Genomic DNA, 15,189 nt, shown 5'->3' with positions numbered 1-15,189 from the left:
CGACTTTAAGATCTGACCAGGTAGCGACGTCTAACGCCGTCGGCCAAGCAAACGCCGGGTCCGTGTGGGCGGCGCCATCTCCATGACCTTGGTCTGCAGGAAATCCATGATCTCCTTCTGATCGCCAAATCCCGAAAGCGTTTCGAACGGAATTGCCCTGCCCGCGCGTGCGGTCATCACAGACCCGAGGATACGGCGAAACTCGCGCACAAGCAGCGCGAGACGAAGGGTCAGCGAGTATTTGCTGACCAGGTGGAACAGCCAGGAATTCTGCCCGTCGAAATAAAGCGGAAGGACGGTTGCTCTCGAAGACCGGATCATTTTTGCCGTGAAAGTCTTCCAGGGCAGTTCTTCCGCACGGCCGAATGGCTTGGCAGCCGTTGCCACGCCACCACCAGGAAAAACGATAATGGTCGTGCCTTCCTGCAGCAGGCGCAGAGCCTCCTTGCGAGTGGCCATATTGGTCTTGAGCGCTTCCTTGGTTTCCTCGAAATCGACCGGCAGCGAAAACGGCCGGACTTCCGGCACCTTCAGCAACTCGTTGTTGATCAGGATCTTGAACGGGCGGCCAAGCTGTTCCGCGAGTGCCAGGATCGCTAGACCATCGCCAATGCCGTAGGGATGATTGGCGATAAGCACCAGTGGACCTTCCGGCAGATCCTTCGGCGGCCATTCGCCATCTGCAACCGAAACGTTGAGGTTGATCAGGCCGAGAAGGTCATTCCAGATATAGTCGGACGTGCCGACCATCGTTTCCTTCCACACCTCGTAGATGTTGACCAGCTTTCGCCGGCCGGAGAGACCTTCAATGGTGCGGATGGTCCAACGCTTCAGCGGTGGATGCTCAGGATTGGCATAACTGAATTCAGCGTAGTTCACGGCAGTCGTCTTGACCCTGATGAAACGGTGGCAAATCCGGAACCCAATACCAGACACCCTGTTTCATGATTGTGACAGCACATTGCCCTGATGCCAGGGCAATGTGCAAGCTGTCAGATTTTCCCTTAATGCCAGGGAAAACCTTACTTCAGATCTGGCGGCGTCGCTTCTTCAACGAACGCTGCAATCGCCTCGTCGAGGCCCATCGGGGTCTGGTCCTTGGAACCGAGACGGCGAACGTTCACGGTCCGCTCCTCGGCTTCACGCATGCCGCACACGATGATCACCGGCACCTTGGCCAGCGAGTGTTCGCGGACCTTGTAGTTGATCTTCTCATTGCGGAAATCGGTCTCGACCTTGAGGCCTTTCGCCTTGAGCAGATCCGCCACTTCCTGGCCGTAATCGTCGGCTTCCGAAGTGATCGTTGCCACCACGATCTGCAGCGGCGCAAACCACAGCGGGAAGTGACCGGCGAAGTTCTCGATCAGGATACCCAGGAACCGTTCCATGGACCCGCAGATCGCGCGGTGGATCATCACCGGTGTCTTCTTCTCGCCGTCCTTGTCGACGTAGAAGGCACCAAAGCGTTCCGGCAGGTTGAAGTCGACCTGCGTCGTGCCGCACTGCCATTCACGGCCGATGGCATCGCGCAAGGTGTACTCGAACTTCGGACCGTAGAAAGCACCCTCACCCGGCAGGATGTCGGTCTTAACCCGGCCGCCCGACTGGGCTTCGATCTGCTTCAGCACATCGGACATGATCGCCTCGGCATGATCCCATGCCTCGTCGGTGCCGACGCGCTTTTCCGGACGGGTGGACAGTTTCACCACGATCTCGTCGAAGCCGAAGTCTTCATACACAGACAGGATCAGGTCGTTGATCTTGAGACACTCATCCGCCATCTGCTCTTCGGTACAGAACACATGGGCATCGTCCTGGGTGAAGCCGCGCACGCGCATCAGACCATGAAGTGCACCAGACGGTTCGTAGCGGTGCACCGCACCGAACTCGGCAAGGCGCATCGGCAGATCGCGGTAGCTCTTCAGCCCGTGCTTGAAGATCTGCACGTGACCAGGGCAGTTCATCGGCTTCAGCGCGAAGACACGCTCGTCCTCGGCTTCCGGATCGGCACACTGCACGGAGAACATGTTCTCCTTGTACCAGGTCCAGTGACCGGAAGTTTCCCAAAGCGACGTATGCAGCACCTGCGGTGCGTTCACTTCCTTGTAGGTGTCCTTCAGAACCCGGCGCTTGTAGGCGATCAGGCTCTGGAACATGTCCCAGCCCTTCGGGTGCCAGAAGACTACACCCGGGCCTTCTTCCTGGAAGTGGAACAGGTCCATTTCCCGGCCCAGCTTGCGGTGGTCGCGCTTTTCAGCTTCTTCCAGCATGTGAAGGTAGGCTTTGAGCTCCTTCTCGCTGTGCCACGCCGTTGCGTAGATGCGCGTCAGCATTTCGTTATTGCTGTCGCCGCGCCAGTAGGCCCCGGCCACCTTCATCAGCTTGAAGGCATCGCCGATCTGCCGGGTGGAGACCATATGCGGCCCCCGGCACAGGTCCAGCCACTGGCCCTGCTTGTAGATCTTGAGTTCCTGATCTTCCGGAATCGCATCAACGAGCTCGACCTTGTAGTCCTCGCCCTTGGCTGCGAAATAGCGCTTCGCTTCGTCGCGGCTCCACACTTCCTTGGTGAACTGCGCACCGCGGCCGATGATCTCGCGCATCTTCTTTTCGATAACCGGTAGCTCTTCCGGCGTGAACGGCCAGTCGGCGCCCGTGTCCGGGTGAACGCGCTTGAAGTCGTAGTAAAAGCCGTTTTCGATCACCGGACCGATGGTCACCTGGGTACCGGGCCAAAGTTCCTGCACGGCTTCGGCCATGACGTGGGCCGCATCGTGGCGGATCAGTTCAAGGGCGCGCGGGTCGTCGCGGGTGACAATCTCGATCTGGTGATTGCCGCTGATCGGGTCGGTGAGATCTTTCAGTTCCCCGTCGAGAGCCATTGCCACGGCCTTTTTGGCCAGCGACTTGGAAATGCCTTCGGCGACGGCGAGACCGGTGGTGCCTGCCGCGTATTCGCGCACGGAATTGTCGGGGAAAGTAAGTTCAATCATCGGTTTTCTCCTGCTCACTCCTGCAGACAAGGCAGGTAAGCTGTTCAAAGGAAATGGAACGGGCCGGGCATACGGGATTCAAACTAATCCGGCAACCTTTTCCGAAGCATTTCCCTTGATTTGGCCGGCGGTGTTGCCCTAGCGCGCCTCCAGGCGGCGTACGAACCAACGGATAAGCTGATCCCAGACAGCGTCCTTTTCCGCCAGATCTTCAACCCCGTGATCAAGATTGGGATTGTCGTTGATCTCGATGACCACCACCCGCTCGCCGATCACTTTCAGATCGACGCCGTAAAGACCATCACCGATAAGCCGCGCAGCCCGAACCGCGATATCGATCACTGCTGGCGGCGTTTCGGCCATGGAAACTGTCTTGAACCCGCCTTCGACGGCCTTCTTGCCGGTCTCGTGCCGCACGATCTGCCAGTGTTTCTTGGCCATCAGATACTGGCAGGCGAACAGCGGTTCTCCGTCCAGCACACCGATGCGCCAGTCGAAGTCCGTCGGGCAGTATTCCTGCGCCAGCAGGATGGCGCTTTCCTGGAAAAGCTCTTTCAGCTTTTCCTTGATGGGTTCAGCACCCGTCACCCGGAACACGCCACGGCTGAAGGAACCGTCAGGGATCTTCAGAACGATTGGAGAGCCGAGCTTGGCTTCCAGGTCACCCGCCTCCTTCAGGGTAGACAGGACGATGGTCTTGGGCGTCGCGATGCCATGACTTGCCAGAAGCTCGGTCAGATAGACCTTGTTGGTACAGCGGATCATCGACACCGGATCGTCGATCACCGGCATACCTTCCTGCACGGCGCGCCGGGCAAAACGGTAGGTGTGATTGTCGATGTTGGTGGTCTCGCGAATGAACAGCGCATCATACTGCGCCAGCTTGTCGAGATCACCCTTGCCGATCGGCACGACTTCAACCCCGTGGCGCGCCGCCACCTTGGCCATATGCTTCAAAGAGGCGATGGAGGATGGCGGCAACTCTTCCTTGGGATCGGACAGAACAGCCATCGCGTACTTCATCAGGGCGCGCTGTTTCGGCGCCCGCCAGGGACGTGTCGTATAGCTTTCAACCGCTGCCAGAAATTGCGCGCGCTCTTCCGCTTCGAGGTCATTTACCGCCAGCACGCGGATGCGCCTGATGCTGCGCCATTCGCCCTCTTCCAGCAGAACCTCCAGCACAGGTGCGCGGAACCAGTCGAACAAGAGCCGCGCGAAGGGTTCAAGTGCAGGGTCGCCAACCTGGCCGAGATAGATCAGCAGCCGAGAGACCGCACCAGCGGCCTCCGGTGCTATCTTGCGAAGGCAGCGGTTCAGCCGGTCTTCAAGCTCCGGCAAGGCATGCTGATAGAGTTGCTTGCGGGACAGTTCGATCATCGTCTCGACAACCGGCACCACACGGTGCTGGCGTGCTTCAGCCAGAAGCGACGCGTAATAGCCTGCCCCCTGGTAAGCGTAGGAGCGTGACAGATTGAGAATGGTCGGCTTGGCACCGGTAAACAGTTTCGGGTGCGTCAGATACTCCCGCACGGTCATGACCTTGTGCGGCGTTTCCGTGTTGGAGAGGTCTTTGAGGTTGTCGACCAGAATGACCCAGGAAGACATTGGATCAGGCGTCCTTTCGTATCAGGATTTGGGCACGTACCGCGCTGCGGCCCCAGCGGGCCATGCGGTCGAATTCGGCAAAGGGAATTGGAAGATTGGCAGCATCTGCCGGACTTTCATGGCGCTCGCGCTCAAGCCACGGGTCATGAATAATGAGGTGGCGATCGTCCGCATCATGCACAAGCACCCAATGTGGCACTTTCTGGCCGAACATGCGGTAGCCCGAAATGAGCACGATCGCGAGCGTACCGGCTGATATCTCGGTCGCCAGTGCTGTTGCTTCCAAGGGGTTTTCCGAACGGGCAACACCAAGCTGCGCGGCTTCCGAGCGGTAGCCTTCCTGTACTAGGGTCAGAACCTTGCGCTTTTCCGGGTTCCGAACCGAATTGAGAAACAGGAGTTCGTCGGGAAACAGCCTGACCTCGACCGAAAGCCCGCGCCGCGCAAGCGCATTGGCCAGGCCGAAGGGACCGCAGCCGCCATGACCGGAGGCGAGATAGATCGTCGTTGCCTCCCGCCAGAGGGTGAGTTCCGTCAAAGGTTCTGCCGGAACCGACCGGTCGAAATGCCGGGCCGCCATCAGTGCACAGGCCGGGCCGCAGGTGAATTCGGTTGTCTGCGAGTAATATGGCGCGTTGCCGGTGCCCAGCACCGGACCATGGAGCAGCTTTTCCATGCGCAACGCTGCGCAGCCATCCTCGTAATAGGCCTCTACCCTGCCCAGCATCCGGTAGCCGCTGCGCTGATAGAGTGCGATGGCCGCCTCATTGTCCGCACGCACTTCAAGCCGCAGCACAATGCGATCGCTGTCGAAAGCGGCAACTTCGGACGCTTCCAGCAGCTTTGCGCCAAGCCCCTGCCCCCGGCAGCCCGGATCCACAGCAAGCGAATAGAGCCGCGCCAGCGCGGTTGCCTGGCGCAAGAGCAGCAGCGCGTACCCAACCAGTCCGTCTGGACCGGTTGCGACCAAAAGGCGTGCACGAGGGCTCTCCAGAAATCGCCTGAAGCTTCGCCGGGAAATGCGATCTCCAGCGAAGGCAGCGTTTTCAATGCGAAACAGCTCGGCGAGATCGCCGGGCTCGGCAGTGCGAATGAGAATATCCCCGGTTTCGGCCTGGGGCGAAGCCTTGTCCATGGTGCCTTGAAAGACCCAAAGGCCGGTGCGCCGCACCCGGTCTCCATCCAACATTGGCGACGGCCCTGAGGCAGTTTAGAGACTGCACGGACCGGTCGGCGGCCTTTGCGGAATACACCGATTTGCAGGTGCTGTCTTTGAGAATTTTCGTTGCGGCAACACATTTTGCATTCAGGCCTTAACGGCCCGGAAACGCAGGCCTCAAGAGGCCTTCTCAGCCACAGCCAAGGGCGGCGGACGGCGGCGGATCGGCTGGGATTTGACAATCGAGGTGCTGGTTTCCGCCTTGTCCGAAATCCGGTCCAGAATTCCGTCGAGCTGATCGATGGAAGGAATGGCAAGTCGGGCGACGAAACAGTCTTCTCCCGTGACCTTGTCGCACTCGCAAAACTCGGGAATTTCCTGAATGAGTTGCTGCACAATATGCAGCTTTCCAGGCAGCGGTCGAATGCGCACGATCGCCTGCAGACTGTATCCAAGCACCTTTGGATCAATATCCACGGTAAAGCCGCGAATGACGCCGCGCTCCTGCAGACGGCGGATCCGCTCCGAAACACCGGGCGACGACAATCCCACGTGAGTGGCCAGGTCTTTCAACGACATGCGCGCGTCGTCAATCAAGGCTTCAACGATCTTGATGTCCGTCTCATCCATCTTCATTTCGAAACACCAATCGGCAGATAAGCTTACATTTCACAAAACAATACCAGTTTCTGTTGATTTATCAAAAGTACTCGCATCCATCTCCTTGGCAGAATGAAGGCCATCCTGAAACGCTTGGAGGCAAAAATGGACAAGACATTGCGCGGCGCCACCGAAATGACCGCCGCCATGACCATTCTGGGAACGATAGGACTTTTCGTGGTCCTTTCCGGCCAGGGCGCCATCGACGTTGTGTTCTGGCGCTGCGCCTTCGGTGCGTTGGCACTGCTTGTCATCTGTTCTGCCCAGGGCCTACTCCGCCGGCACCTGACCTGGAAGAAACTGGCCGTTGCCGCCATAGGGGGCGTTGCCATCGTCGTGAACTGGGCAATGCTCTTCACTGCCTATTCCGAGGCATCCATCGGCGTGGCAACCGCTGTCTACAATACCCAGCCGTTCATCCTGGTCGGCTTCGGCATTCTGTTTCTGGGAGAACGGATCACCGTCAACAAGCTCGGCTGGCTGGTCATTGCCTTTGCCGGTGTCCTGCTGATCGTCCAGGCAAAACCCGGCGCTGTCGAATACGCCGGTTCAAATTATGCACTCGGCATAGCACTCTCGCTCGGCGCAGCCTTTTTCTGGGCTGTCGCAGCCCTGCTGACCAAGAAGCTGACGGGAACGCCTCCACAGCTGATCGCCCTGGTACAGGTCTGTGTCGGCATCCTGATGCTTGCCCCATTCGTCAGCTGGAACGTTCTGCCGGAAGGTACAATGGCCTGGGGCTCGCTTGTCACGCTTGGCGCCGTTCACACGGGGGGGATGTATATCCTCATGTATGGCGCCGTGCAGAAGCTGCCGACCTATCTGCAAGGTGCCTTTTCCTTCATTTATCCGGTGGTGGCGATCCTTGTCGACTATGTAGCCTTCGGCCATCAGCTGAAACCGCTGCAGCTTGTCGGAGCGGCTGCGATCATCATTGCCGCGATGGGCATGACCTTCGGCTGGCGGCTGCTTCGGCGCAAGGCTACGGCCTCTCCATCATAGGGCCGAAGCTGCCTTCGCCCTGTCTTTTCCGGCCTTCGAAAGCGCGGCATCGCGAAGCTGTTTGGCAACCGCTTCCGCGCCGCCGCGTGTTTCCCGGATCATCGCCAGATCCTCTTCTTCGCTCCGGTTCATGGGGGCAATGGCAAGATCGGAATACGTCCGCCTGTCAGGCGATGCCTTGACCCTCCGGTAGATCCGGTAAACCCGCCAGACGGCAGATAGATAGACCCAATGTTTGGCGACGATTTCGGCAAGATACCGCGGATAGAACACCAGCGGATTTTCAAGCGGCAGCCCACCGCGTCGGTCTGTGCGGAATTTCAGGCGAAAATAACCTCCCTCAAGCGGATGAACGCCTTCGCGTTCGACCATCAGCTTGAACCACATCATCAGGAACAATTTGTTGCCCGGACGCCCCTTGGGATGCGCCGCGGCTCTGCGCAGCACCGTTTCGATGTGGCCATCCGAATAGTAGCTTGCCCAGGCCTGCCGGTAGGCCTCCTCCCAATCCTCATCGCTCATTTTTGGGTGATGGCTCACCCGGTGATTGAGATCGTACTTGTTGAGGTCTGGATCCATCCAGATGCCTTTGCTTAAAAGCACCTTGTGATCTTCGGATCCCGGAAGCGGCGTCAGATAAAAGAACTCGAGCAGATCGAGCGGAAGCTCCTTTTTGATGATCTCGACATCATGCAGGACCGACTCCTTGGTATCCCCCGGAAAACCGATGATGTAACCGGCATAGGTGGTCGCCCCGTGGGCCCGCCATTTCTGCAGCATCTCCCGGTATTCGGTGATCTTGTTCTGCCGCTTCTTTGCGGCCATGAGATTGTCCGGATTGATGTTTTCCAGCCCGATGAAGACCCGGTTGACCCCTGCCCTCGTCGCTTTCTCGATGAAACCGTCAATCCGGTGACAGAGCGTGTCCACCTGGATGATGAACTTGATGTCGAAACTCTCTTGCTCCCTAAGCTGAATCAGCCGGTCGAACAGCGGCTCCCATTCCCGGTTGCGGGCGAAATTGTCGTCGGTGATGAAAAATCGGTCGATCCCCTGTGCAACGTTATCGCGAATGATCTGCTCCAGATCGTCGGCGGACCGAAACCGGCTCTTGCGACCTTGCACGTTGATGATGGTGCAGAAGGAACACTGGAAAGGGCAACCGCGGCCAAGATCGAAGCTGGAATGCGATCCGGCCGTGAAGCGAATGTGCTGGGTGGGCAGGATCGGGGTCGGCTCGCCCTCCAGCGACGGCAAGTCCGCCATGAAATTGTAAAGCGGCTTCAGATCGTCAGAAAAGGCATCGCGGAAGACATCGTCCAGCCGCCCATCCTCGGCCTCTCCGGCAAAATAGACGACACCTTCCTTTTGCAACCGAACCATCTCTTCCGGCATTTCATCCAGCATGGATATGCAGCCGGAGACATGAAATCCGCCGATGGCAACCGGCAGACCAAGACCTAGAAACCTGCGGGCAAGGTCGGTCGCCCGGGGAAACTGGTTTGACTGAACACCGACCAGCGCGATCAGGGCCTTTCCGCCTGCTTTTCGGATATCCCGGGCAATCTTTTCCGGACTAACCCGCTTGTTGGTTTCATCGTAGGTATGAAGATGGATGCGGACATCCTTCCCTAGAACCAGACGGTTGCGGGCCGCTTCTGCGAGCCCGTTCAGGCTGGCGAGCGTGTTGGAAGGAATTGCAGAGCGAAGCCACTGGATCGGATAACCGTCGTCGTCGTAATGGGTCGGCTTGATCATCACGAAATGGAAGTCGCGTCCGCTCATTCTTCCCTCCGCCTTCTGGCATGAGAGGCAAGCGTTGCACCAACCTGACGTTGGGTCAATAACAGATCAGATGAGAGATTAGTCCAGACGATGTTCCGGCGGTATGTGCTTGCCGGTCCAATGACCGTAACGCCAGGGCAAAAACCAGTGCGCATCTGGCGGCAAGGTGTCGGGAACCGGGTCAAAACCAGAGGAGCCCCAGGGATTACACCGAAGAACCCGGGACAAGCCAACCCACCCCCCGGCCCAAAAACCGAAGCGGCGAATGGATTGCTCGGTGTAATCGGAGCAAGTCGGCGCGTAGCGGCAGGTGCGCCCCATGAAGAGCGACAGGGAATGGCGGTAAAGCCAGATAAGCCCAATCGCTGCATATCCGATTGGTGACAATCGGCCATCCGGCTTTCGCGGTTCGTTATGGCAAGAACACATCGGACGCAGAACTGCGGTCACGCGACCGCACTGTCTTCCTTGGCTTTCGCCTCGATCTGGTCGAGCGCATCGACAACGGCATCAAAGGTCAGAAGCGTCGAGGCATGGCGCGCCTTGTATTCGCGGACCGGTTCCAGAAACTTCAGGTCTTCGAAGCGGCCTGTGGGGGCCTCGCCACCTTCCTTCAACATGGCGCGCATGGTCTGTTGCACTTCGCGCAACTCATCTGCGCGCGCGCCGATGATATTTCGAGCCATGATTGACGAAGACGCCTGGCCAAGCGCGCAGGCTTTGACGTCGTGAGCAAAATCCGTGACGACGCCGTCCTTCATGGAAAGGTCGACAATGACGGTGGAGCCACACAATTTGGAATGAGCTTTTGCGCTTGCGTCCGGATGCTCGAGACGGCCGATCCGCGGGATATTTCCGGCGAATTCGAGGATCTTCGCGTTATAAATGTCGTCGAGCATAACTCGCCTCTTCGTGAATGCCTGTGATGCGCGACACATTGATGGCGCACTGCTTTCATATATATACATCAGACGCCACGGCAAATTCGCAAGGGGCAGAGTGGTCGCAGTTGGTCTTTCGCATGACGTTTGCACGCTAGAAACCGGCTCCTCCCGCTCAGAAACTGTGCGTTCGCTTTTTGCCTGGAGTATGATAAGGGTCCGCGGCTTGAAAAGCCCGAACCTTCTGATCTGTGCACCAGCGGGCGCCGTATGACGAGTGACAAGGGTAAAATTGCGAGGATCCCCATGGACGCTGTCCTCAAGCCGGTAGAAAAAACCTTCGAAAGAAAGTCGCCGGATCAGTTGCATCGGCCAAGCCGTGAAGAAGCAGAAGCTGCAGTGCGCACGCTTCTGGCCTGGACCGGCGACGACCCGGACCGCGAAGGTCTGGTGGAAACACCGAAGCGCGTGGTCAAGGCACTGAGCCAGCTTTACAGTGGCTACTTCGAAGATCCGGCAGAGCATCTTGCAAGGACGTTCGAAGATGTTGGCGGCTACAAGGATATCGTCCTTGTGCGCGGCATCCCGTTCCATTCCCATTGCGAACACCACATGCTGCCTTTCATCGGCGAAGCTCATATCGCCTATTACCCGGCAGAAGGCGTCGTTGGTCTTTCCAAACTGGCACGTGTTGTCGACATCTACGCCAAGCGTCTGCAAACGCAGGAAAACTTGACTGCGCAGATCGCATCGGTCATTGACGACGCTCTGGCCCCGCGTGGCCTGGCCGTGATGCTGGAAGCCGAACACCAGTGCATGACCATGCGCGGTGTCCAGAAACCCGGTGTTTCCACGATCACCACCCAGTTTACCGGCGTATTCCAGGACGATCCCGCCGAACAGGCGAAATTCATGTCTCTGGTACGTGGCAAGGGTCTCTGACTTTTCAGCCCTTGCGTTATCAAGACGACAAGGGCTTTCTTCCCATGTGCAATACCCACCTGACTGAGCGCGGCGACAAGGCAACGGTCGAAAACGGCGATCTGATGATGCCGAAGTTTGACCGGGACGGCCTGATTGTGGCTGTCGTCACCGATGTGGCGTCAGGCGAAGTGCTCATGGTTGGCTACATGAACGCCGAGGCCCTGAAGCGGACGATCGAGACCGGCAAGGCCTGGTACTGGAGCCGTTCTCGCCAGAGCTTCTGGAAGAAGGGCGAAACCTCCGGCCAGATCCAGACCGTGCATGAAATCCTGACCGATTGCGACCAGGACGCCCTGGTCCTGAAGGTTTCGGTTGCCGGCAATGGCGCAACCTGCCACGTCGGATATCGCTCCTGTTTCTACAGAAAAACCGTGAAGAGCGACGACGGAACGGTGCGTCTGGAACGGGTAGAAACCGAACGGGTTTACGATCCCGACGAAGTTTACGGCAAGAGTTGAACCTGGCCTCCAGGGCCAGCAACCTTGCCGCCCCCCTGCTGCAAGTCATTGAAACATATTAAGTTGCGAATTTTTGAAACAAACTTTTAAGTAGTATCACGTATATCTCAACCACCTCTCTTGCGCCTAAGTTTTCATCAGGCGCGAACAACAAGATCAAAACCCCGTGCCTGATTCCCTATCGACCGCAAGCTGAGGGAGAGGCTATGGCGGACAATACTGTTCCAAGCAAGCGGGACGAACGGATTGCGTTCATCCTGTTGGCCGTTTTGCTTGCCCCGGCGCTTTCCGTCGCAATTGTTGGCGGCTACGGCTTTATCATCTGGATGTCACAGCTGGTCCTTGGGCCGCCGACGGGCTGATGCCATGTCTCCCGACCCTCATTTTTCGGCCAGCCGCAGAGCATTCCTGAAACTGCCCAGCCAACCGGAGATCCAGAGACTTCGCCCACCCTGGACGGACGAAGCCCTGGTTGCTGCGCGTTGCACAAGCTGTAACGCCTGCAGCGAAGCTTGCCCCGAATCCATCTTGAGGCCGGACGACACCGGGCGGCCGGAAGTTGTCTTCGACGGCGGCGAATGTACTTTCTGCGGCAAATGCGCAGAAGCCTGCGCACAGGACGTCTTTGACACGAAGCGCACGCCGGCCTGGCCGATGAAGGCTGAATTTCAGCCGGGTTGCCTGCAGGATCACGGCATTGCCTGCCAGGTGTGCCGGGATATCTGCCCCACTTCGGCAATCCGCATAGATCTCACCAAACGCCCCTTTGGCCGGCTTCGCATCGAAACAGATGCCTGCACGGGCTGCGGAGCCTGTCTCCCAGTCTGTCCGCAGGATGCACTGGCCATTGTCCATCCCAAAGAGGATGCCCAGACAGCATGAGCACAACAGTCCACATAGCCAGTCTTCTCGTTCATGCGCGGACCGAAGCGATATCCGATGTCGAGCGGGACATTCTTGCACTCGGCGGCGCCGAGATCGCCCATTCCGATGATCAGGGACGCCTGATCGTGACACTGGAAACCGCGAACGAAGCGGAAATTGTACAGGCCCTCACGGATATCCAGCTGCTCACCGGCGTTGTGAGCGCATCCCTTGTTTACCACCAGACAGACGGTGCGCCCGAGGCGGCACCGACCTCCCTTCAAGGAGACACACAATGAGCGGAATTAGCAGACGTGATGTCATCAAGGCGCAGGCTGTGGCGGCCGCCGCCGCGGCAGCGGGACTACCGGTGCCTGCGGCCGCACAGAACCTTGTTACCCATGCGCATCTGACCGACCTGAAGTGGTCCAAGGCAGCCTGCCGCTTCTGCGGCACCGGCTGCTCCATCATGGTCGCGACCAAGGCCGGACGCGTGGTTGCAACCCACGGCGACGCTGAAGCGGAGGTGAACCGGGGCCTCAACTGCGTCAAGGGCTACTTCCTGTCGAAGATCATGTACGGCAAGGACAGGCTGACGACACCTCTCCTGCGCAAGAAGAACGGCAAGTTCGACAAGGACGGCGACTTCGAACCGGTATCCTGGGACGAGGCCTTCGACATCATGGCCGAGAAATGGAAGGCGACACTGAAGGCCAAGGGCCCGAAGGCTGTCGGCATGTTCGGCTCGGGCCAATGGACGGTCTGGGAAGGGTATGCGGCTTCCAAGCTGATGAAGGCCGGCTTCCGCTCCAACAATATCGACCCCAACGCTCGCCACTGCATGGCGTCTGCGGTCGTCGGGTTCATCCGTGCCTTCGGCATTGACGAGCCCATGGGCTGCTACGACGACTTTGAAAACGCGGACGCCTTTGTGCTCTGGGGCTCCAACATGGCCGAGATGCACCCGATCCTGTGGACCAGGATCGCCGACCGGCGCCTCAGCCATCCCCATGTCAAGGTTGCCGTGCTTTCCACCTTCGAACATCGCAGCTTCGATCTGGCGGACATTCCCGGCGTATTCGTTCCCCAGACGGATCTGATCATCGCCAATTATATTGCGAACCACATCATCCAGTCCGGCGCGGTGAACCAGGAGTTCGTGTCAAACCACGTCAATTTCCGGAAGGGCGCACAGGACATCGGCTATGGCTTGCGACCGGAAAATCCGCTTGAAGCCGCTGCAGCAAATGCCGGCAGCGGCGATTCCGAGCCGATGTCTCTCGAGGAATTCGCCGAATTCGTGAAACCCTACACACTGGATTTCGCCGCGGAGAAGTCCGGCATTTCAAAGGAGCGGCTTCAGCAGATCGCTGAGCTTTACGCAGATCCGGACACCAAGGTGATGTCCCTTTGGACCATGGGCGTCAACCAGCATACCCGCGGTGTGTGGATGAACAACCTCATCTACAACATCCACCTGTTGACCGGTAAAATTGCCCAGCCCGGCAATTCCCCCTTCTCCCTGACCGGCCAGCCGTCTGCCTGCGGCACCGCCCGCGAAGTCGGCACCTTCGCTCACCGCCTGCCTGCCGACCTCGTGGTTTCAAATCCGGAGCACCGGGCAACAGCCGAAAAGATCTGGAAACTGCCGGCAGGAACCGTTCCTGATTGGATCGGTGCACATGCCGTTCTGCAGAACCGGAAACTCAAGGACGGCGAAATCAACTGCTACTGGGTGCAGGTCAACAACAACATGCAGGCCGCCCCGAACATGATGGAAGAAGGCCTGCCCGGATATCGCAATCCGGAAAACTTCATCGTCGTTTCCGATGCCTACCCGACTGTGACGGCAGAAGCCGCCGACCTTGTGCTGCCAACCGCAATGTGGGTGGAAAAGGAAGGTGCCTACGGCAACGCCGAGCGCCGCACCCAGTTCTGGCACCAGCTCGTCGACGCACCGGAAGGGGCGATGTCCGACCTGTGGCAGCTGGTTGAGTTTTCCAAACGTTTCACAACAGACGAAGTCTGGCCGCCCGAGCTTTTGGCCGACAATCCCGATTACAAGGGAAAGACGCTGTACGAGGTTCTGTTCGAAAACGGCAACGTCAACGCCTTCCCCAACAGCGAGCGGGCGGAAGACTACGAAAACCGTGAATCCGACGAGTTCGGCTTCTACATCCAGAAAGGCCTGTTTGAGGAATACGCCCAGTTCGGCCGCGGACACGGCCACGACCTGGCGGATTTCGACACCTACCACCAAGTACGCGGGCTCCGTTGGCCCGTGGTGGACGGCAAGGAAACCCGCTGGCGCTACAACGGCAAATACGACCCTTATGTGAAAGAAGGAGCCGCGTTCGATTTCTATGGGAAACCGGACGGCAAGGCGGTCGCCTTCGCCCTGCCCTTTGAACCGCCCGCCGAAAGCCCGGATGAGGAGTATCCCTTCTGGCTGTCCACCGGCCGGGTTCTGGAGCACTGGCACTCCGGATCGATGACGCAGCGCGTGCCTGAACTCTACAAGGCCGTGCCCGATGCCCTCTGCTACATGCATCCGGACGATGCCGAGGCTCTAGGCCTGAGGCGCGGTGCGGAAGTGCGCATCAAATCCAGACGTGGGGAAATTCTCACCCGCGTCGAAACCAGAGGCCGCAACAAACCGCCCAAGGGGCTGATTTTCGTGCCCTGGTTCGATGCCCGCCAGTTGATCAACAAGGTCACGCTGGACGCGACCGATCCACTGTCGAAGCAGACCGATTTCAAGAAATGCGCCGTGCGCGTAGAAGCAGTGTGAGGTGAGC

Annotated in this window: 15 protein-coding genes; 7 read left to right on the top strand and 8 right to left on the bottom strand. The window is 58.6% G+C overall.

Annotation, left to right across the window (positions count from 1 at the left end; translation table 11 throughout):
* Positions 1-30 precede the first annotated feature (30 nt).
* The 5 genes from FIU93_RS17895 to FIU93_RS17875 form a co-directional block, all read right to left on the bottom strand.
* Positions 31-879: a lysophospholipid acyltransferase family protein gene (locus tag FIU93_RS17895; RefSeq protein ID WP_023001098.1), complete on the bottom strand. Its 849-nt coding sequence runs from the start codon at positions 877-879 to the stop codon at positions 31-33.
* Positions 880-1,022: 143 nt separating this feature from the next.
* Positions 1,023-2,993 carry a threonine--tRNA ligase gene (gene thrS, locus FIU93_RS17890; RefSeq protein WP_023001097.1) on the bottom strand — a complete coding sequence of 657 codons (1,971 nt, stop codon included), beginning with the start codon at positions 2,991-2,993 and terminating at the stop codon, positions 1,023-1,025.
* Between the two features lie 138 nt (positions 2,994-3,131).
* Positions 3,132-4,598: a RimK family protein gene (locus FIU93_RS17885; RefSeq protein WP_152506359.1), complete on the bottom strand. Its 1,467-nt coding sequence runs from the start codon at positions 4,596-4,598 to the stop codon at positions 3,132-3,134.
* A 4-nt stretch (positions 4,599-4,602) separates the two neighbouring features.
* A complete protein-coding gene (locus FIU93_RS17880) occupies positions 4,603-5,787 on the bottom strand; it encodes a GNAT family N-acetyltransferase/peptidase C39 family protein (protein ID WP_209010156.1) in 1,185 nt (394 codons plus the stop codon).
* Positions 5,788-5,934: 147 nt separating this feature from the next.
* The gene (locus FIU93_RS17875) at positions 5,935-6,393 is read right to left on the bottom strand and encodes an Lrp/AsnC family transcriptional regulator (protein ID WP_286202365.1); all 459 of its coding nucleotides are present in this window, start codon (positions 6,391-6,393) and stop codon (positions 5,935-5,937) included.
* Between the two features lie 129 nt (positions 6,394-6,522).
* Here FIU93_RS17875 and FIU93_RS17870 point away from each other — a divergent pair, with 129 nt between their 5' ends.
* Complete coding sequence (locus FIU93_RS17870; RefSeq protein WP_152506357.1) at positions 6,523-7,419, top strand: DMT family transporter; 897 nt, start codon at positions 6,523-6,525, stop codon at positions 7,417-7,419.
* Here the strand turns inward: FIU93_RS17870 and FIU93_RS17865 are convergent.
* The 3 genes from FIU93_RS17865 to FIU93_RS17855 all read right to left on the bottom strand — a co-directional run bounded on the left by FIU93_RS17865 (position 7,414) and on the right by FIU93_RS17855 (position 10,103).
* Positions 7,414-9,204, bottom strand: a complete 1,791-nt coding sequence (locus FIU93_RS17865; protein ID WP_152506356.1) for a radical SAM protein — start codon at positions 9,202-9,204, stop codon at positions 7,414-7,416. The genes FIU93_RS17870 and FIU93_RS17865 overlap by 6 nt on opposite strands.
* A 78-nt stretch (positions 9,205-9,282) precedes the next feature.
* On the bottom strand, positions 9,283-9,633 hold the full coding sequence (gene yidD, locus FIU93_RS17860; protein ID WP_208984189.1) for a membrane protein insertion efficiency factor YidD: 351 nt from the start codon (positions 9,631-9,633) through the stop codon (positions 9,283-9,285).
* Between the two features lie 17 nt (positions 9,634-9,650).
* Entirely contained in the window at positions 9,651-10,103 is a 453-nt protein-coding gene (locus FIU93_RS17855) for an iron-sulfur cluster assembly scaffold protein (protein WP_023001091.1), read from the bottom strand.
* 288 nt (positions 10,104-10,391) lie between these two features.
* On the opposite strand from FIU93_RS17855, the gene folE reads away from it, so the two are divergent.
* The 6 genes from folE (at position 10,392) to napA (ending at position 15,182) form a co-directional block, all read left to right on the top strand.
* A complete protein-coding gene (gene folE, locus FIU93_RS17850; RefSeq protein WP_023001090.1) occupies positions 10,392-11,027 on the top strand; it encodes a GTP cyclohydrolase I FolE in 636 nt (211 codons plus the stop codon).
* A 44-nt stretch (positions 11,028-11,071) separates the two neighbouring features.
* Positions 11,072-11,527, top strand: a complete 456-nt coding sequence (gene hisI, locus FIU93_RS17845; protein WP_152506355.1) for a phosphoribosyl-AMP cyclohydrolase — start codon at positions 11,072-11,074, stop codon at positions 11,525-11,527.
* A 206-nt stretch (positions 11,528-11,733) separates the two neighbouring features.
* Positions 11,734-11,889, top strand: a complete 156-nt coding sequence (napE, locus tag FIU93_RS17840; protein ID WP_023001088.1) for a periplasmic nitrate reductase, NapE protein — start codon at positions 11,734-11,736, stop codon at positions 11,887-11,889.
* Positions 11,890-11,893: 4 nt separating this feature from the next.
* Positions 11,894-12,409 (top strand): ferredoxin-type protein NapF, encoded by a 516-nt coding sequence (napF, locus tag FIU93_RS17835; RefSeq protein WP_055654825.1) that lies wholly within the window; start codon positions 11,894-11,896, stop codon positions 12,407-12,409.
* On the top strand, positions 12,406-12,690 hold the full coding sequence (locus FIU93_RS17830) for a chaperone NapD (RefSeq protein WP_023001086.1): 285 nt from the start codon (positions 12,406-12,408) through the stop codon (positions 12,688-12,690). The genes napF and FIU93_RS17830 overlap by 4 nt, the downstream gene beginning before the upstream one ends.
* Positions 12,687-15,182 (top strand): periplasmic nitrate reductase subunit alpha, encoded by a 2,496-nt coding sequence (gene napA / locus FIU93_RS17825; RefSeq protein WP_152506354.1) that lies wholly within the window; start codon positions 12,687-12,689, stop codon positions 15,180-15,182. Before FIU93_RS17830 ends, napA begins: the two co-directional genes overlap by 4 nt.
* Positions 15,183-15,189: the final 7 nt, after the last annotated feature.

Origin of the sequence: Labrenzia sp. THAF35, from assembly GCF_009363595.1 — a bacterium.
GTDB classification, from domain to species: Bacteria; Pseudomonadota; Alphaproteobacteria; order Rhizobiales; family Stappiaceae; genus Roseibium; species Roseibium algicola.
This window is presented reverse-complemented; position numbering and strand designations above follow the sequence as displayed.